Genomic DNA, 3,120 nt, shown 5'->3' on the forward strand with positions numbered 1-3,120 from the left:
ACCAATAGTATCTGGTAATATTTTAGATTGTCTTTTCTTATCAGAGCGATACATTGTTTTTACCGAAGAAAAGGATCACGACATTTTTTTATGCGTATATGACAATACTTTCAACAACATTGTAAAATCTTCGTACATCCCTGGTGAATTACATTTTATAGAAAGTTATAATCATCAAGTTCTTTTTGCAATACAGAATATTGACAATTTAGACCTAAAGGAAGGGATTTTTATTTTGAATAATGATTTATCTATTTCACTGGCTAATTTTGATAAACTTACTCTTTTTTAATTTTTATACTTTACTTTTTTGGAAAATTTTGTTATTATTGCTTTATAAATTATAACAAAAAAAGGATAAAATATGACAAATAATTTTAAAATCAAATATACCACTGTTAATAAAGAGCAGTTACAAAAGTTAGTAACTTATATTATAAATAATATCAAAATTGACGCTGTTGCTTCAACCTTTGAACATCTGTTAGCAAAACTCAATCGCATTACTGCCAATAAAGCCCTTGCTAATCAAGAAGCTACAACATCAGCTTCTGAAAATACAGCTTCTATTCCTGTTGCTACAACCAGCTTCTGAAAGTACAGCTTCTGGATTCCTGTTGCTACAACCCAGCTTCTGAAAATACAGCTTCTAGAATTCCTGTTGCTACAAACCCCAGCTTCTGAAAATCAGCTTCTAGATTCTGTTGCTACAAACAGCTTCTGAAAGTACAGCTTCTAGGATTCCTGTTGCTACAAACCCAGCTTCTGAAATATAGCTTCTAGAATTCCTGTTGCTACAACATCAGCTTCTGAAATATAGCTTCTGGAATTCCTGTTGCTACAACCCCAGCTTCTGAAAATACAGCTTCTGGAATTCCTGTTGCTACAACCCAGCTTCTGAAAATATAGCTTCTAGATTCCTGTTGCTACAACCCCAGCTTCTGAAAATACAGCTTCTAGATTCCTGTTGCTACAACCAGCTTCTGAAAATACAGCTTCTAGGATTCCTGTTGCTACAACCCCAGCTTCTGAAAATACAGCTTCTAGAATTCCTGTTGCTACAACCTCAGCTTCTGAAAGTATAGCTTCTAGAATTCCTGTTGCTACAACATCAGCTTCTGAAAATACAGCTTCTAGAATTCCTGTTGCTACAACATCAGCTTCTGAAAATCAGCTTCTATTCCTGTTGCTACAACCCCAGCTTCTGAAAATACAGCTTCTAGGATTCCTGTTGCTACAACCCCAGCTTCTGAAAGTATAGCTTCTAGATTCCTGTTGCTACAACTCAGCTTCTGAAAGTACAGCCTCTGCGATTCCTGTTGCTACAACCCAGCTTCTGAAAGTACAGCTTCTAGGATTCCTGTTGCTACAACCCTAGCTTCTGAAATATAGCTTCTAGATTCCTGTTGCTACAACCCAGCTTCTGAAAGTACAGCTTCTAGAATTCCTGTTGCTACAACATCAGCTTCTGAAAATCTAGCTTCTACGATTCATGTTGCTGAAATCCCAAATTCTGCCAATACAGCTTCTAAATTCCTGTTGCTACAACTTCAGCTTCTGAAAGTACAGCTTCTGGAATTCCTGTTGCTACAACCCCAGCTTCTGAAAGTATAGCTTCTAGGATTCCTGTTGCTACAACATCAGCTTCTGAAAATACAGCTTCTAGGATTCCTGTTGCTACAACTTCAGCTTCTGAAAGTACAGCTTCTAGAATTCCTGTTGCTACAACTTCAGCTTCTGAAAGTACAGCTTCTACGATTCGGGTTGCTACAACTCAGCTTCTGAAAGTACAGCTTCTAGGATTCCTGTTGCTACAACTCAGCTTCTGAAAATACAGCTTCTAGGATTCCTGTTGCTACAACCCCAGCTTCTGAAAGTACAGCTTCTAGGAATTCTGTTGCTACAACCAGCTTCTGAAAGTACAGCTTCTAGAATTCCTGTTGCTACAACAGCTTCTGAAATACAGCTTCTAGAATTTCTGTTGCTACAACCTCAGCTTCTGAAAATACAGCTTCTAGGAATTCCTGTTGCTACAACCCCAGCTTTCTGAAAATACAGCTTCTAGGATTCCTGTTGCTACAACCAGCTTCTGAAAGTACAGCTTCTAGAATTTCTGTTGCTACAACCCCAGCTTTCTGAAAGTACAGCTTCTACGATTCCGGTTACTACAATCTCAGCTTCTGAAAGTACAGCTTCTAGGATTTCTGTTGCTACAACCCAGCTTCTGAAAGTACAGCTTCTAGGATTCCTGTTGCTACAACCAGCTTCTGAAAGTACAGCTTCTAGGATTCCTGTTGCTACAACCAGCTTCTGAAAGTACAGCTTCTAGGATTTCTGTTGCTACAACCCCAGCTTTTGAAAGTACAGCTTCTAGGATTCCTGTTGCTACAACCCCAGCTTTTGAAAGTACAGCTTCTAGGATTTCTGTTGCTACAACCCCAGCTTTTGAAAGTACAGCTTCTAGGATTTCTGTTGCTACAACCCCAGCTTTTGAAAGTACAGCTTCTAGCATTCCTGTTGCTACAACTTCAGCTTCTGAAAGTACAGCTTCTAGGATTTCTGTTGCTACAACCCCAGCTTTTGAAAGTACAGCTTCTAGGATTTCTGTTGCTACAACCCCAGCTTTTGAAAGTACAGCTTCTAGGATTTCTGTTGCTACAACCCCAGCTTTTGAAAGTACAGCTTCTAGGATTTCTGTTGCTACAACCCCAGCTTTTGAAAGTACAGCTTCTAGGATTTCTGTTGCTACAACCCCAGTTTCTGAAAATATAGCTTCTAGTATTCCTGTTGCTACAACCCCAGCTTCTAGAATTCCAGTTGCTACAACCCCAGCTTTTGAAAGTACAGCTTCTAGGATTTCTGTTGCTACAACCCCAGCTTTTGAAAGTACAGCTTCTAGGATTTCTGTTGCTACAACCCCAGCTTTTGAAAGTACAGCTTCTAGGATTTCTGTTGCTACAACCCCAGTTTCTGAAAATACAGCTTCTGGGATTCCTGTTGCTACAACATCAGCTTCTGAAAGTACAGCTTCTAGAATTCCTGTTGCTGAAATCCCAAATTCTGCCAATACAGCTTCTAAAATTCCTGTTGCTAACAACTCACCTTCTGAAAGTATAGCCT

The 3,120-nt window shown here is 39.1% G+C and carries 4 protein-coding genes (1 of these 4 cut by a window edge); 3 read left to right on the plus strand and 1 reads right to left on the minus strand.

Going from position 1 to position 3,120, the window contains the following annotated elements; translation table 11 throughout:
* From PCY70_RS04200 to PCY70_RS04210, 3 genes are all read left to right on the plus strand, one after another.
* On the plus strand, positions 1-292 hold the 3' end of the coding sequence (locus PCY70_RS04200; protein WP_305768554.1) for a hypothetical protein. The gene continues 1,334 nt to the left of window position 1, outside the view; only the last 292 of its 1,626 coding nucleotides appear in the window; its start codon lies off the left edge, out of view; it ends in the stop codon at positions 290-292.
* A gap of 72 nt (positions 293-364) precedes the next feature.
* A complete protein-coding gene (locus PCY70_RS04205; protein WP_305768555.1) occupies positions 365-595 on the plus strand; it encodes a hypothetical protein in 231 nt (76 codons plus the stop codon).
* Between the two features lie 372 nt (positions 596-967).
* Positions 968-1,261: a hypothetical protein gene (locus PCY70_RS04210; RefSeq protein ID WP_305768556.1), complete on the plus strand. Its 294-nt coding sequence runs from the start codon at positions 968-970 to the stop codon at positions 1,259-1,261.
* Positions 1,262-2,254: 993 nt separating this feature from the next.
* On the opposite strand, the gene PCY70_RS04215 is transcribed toward PCY70_RS04210, so the two are convergent.
* The coding region (locus PCY70_RS04215; protein WP_305768557.1) for a hypothetical protein at positions 2,255-3,120 on the minus strand (866 nt) is incomplete at its 5' end.

The sequence above is a fragment of the Candidatus Epulonipiscium viviparus genome, assembly GCF_030708075.1.
Taxonomy (GTDB): Bacteria; Bacillota; Clostridia; order Lachnospirales; family Cellulosilyticaceae; genus Epulonipiscioides; species Epulonipiscioides viviparus.

Coding starts and splice junctions, on each gene's coding strand:
- PCY70_RS04205 (WP_305768555.1), top strand. CDS start 365: ATGACAAATAATTTTAAAATCAAATATACCACTGTTAATAAAGAGCAG.